General features: G+C 62.0%; 1 protein-coding gene. It reads left to right on the top strand.

Annotated features, from left to right (window positions below):
- Positions 1-517: response regulator transcription factor (locus AC1DWI_RS24455; protein ID WP_477726083.1), on the top strand; the 517-nt coding region annotated here is incomplete at its 5' end.
- Positions 518-970 lie beyond the last annotated feature (453 nt).

Raw genomic sequence — 970 nt, 5'->3', positions numbered from 1 at the left:
GCGCATGGGCGGCGAGGCCGACGGGAAATTGATCTGGCAAACGCCGCTGGCGCGCGACCTGCTCATGCGCTACTACGGCACGTCCGCGCCGCAAACGCCCGAACCTGTACTCAACTGGCTGCGCCGCCACATGGCGGAGGCAGAGCGCCAGGTTGAGCCGCCGCGCCTGGCGGTGGAGCTTGGTCCGCGGCGCCTGACCTTCCGGCTGCACCAGCAGACCGGCGACGGCGACCGCGGCGGTGACTGGCTGATCGTCATGCGCGAAATTTCCGACGACGCCGTGGTGGAAGCCATGAGCCTGAGCTTCAAGCTCACCGCCCGAGAAGCTGAAGTGCTGTATTGGGTGGTCAAGGGAAAAACCAATCGCGACATTGGAGACATCCTGGGTTCCAGCCCAGCCACGGTCAAAAAGCACCTGGAACGGGTGTATGCCAAGCTGGGCGTCGAAACCCGCACCGCCGCCGCAGGTATGGCCATGAACCGGATCCGGCAACTGCACCCGCAGTTTGAGGGGTGAATATGGCCCCCACGGTCGCTCACTGCGTGTAGCTTCCTGCCCCCCGAGGGGGCCGCTGCGCCTGCGGCCCGGCAAAGCCGGTTCCGCGGCCCTGCTTGCTAAGAAAGAGCGGTTTGTGATGGCCGTATCAGGTAAAAAGCGTGATTTCCGCTGGGCGGTTACAATAAGAGCTTCGGTAAAGCATCAGCTTTTTTCATCGAGGCCTTTTCCCAACAGGTTTCCTTCTCAATTGCGGCGCTTCCCAGAGCCCGAATCCACAGTGTTTTCAGTGCCCATACAGCCCTGAACCCTCTCAACACTGTTCCGTTTTTCCGGCGAGCACTATTCCCGACAGTGCCACGCATGGCTCAACCAGCCCAGCCCCTGACAAGGGCCAGGTGGGTGGACACCGAACACCCGCCGGCTTGCTCGCAAGCCGATTACTCCTTATTTATCAAGCCGGGACACATACCC

Source organism: Polaromonas sp. P3_C2, assembly GCF_056402675.1.
Note: the sequence above shows the minus strand (reverse complement) of the source record. Positions and strands in the feature narration are given on the sequence as shown.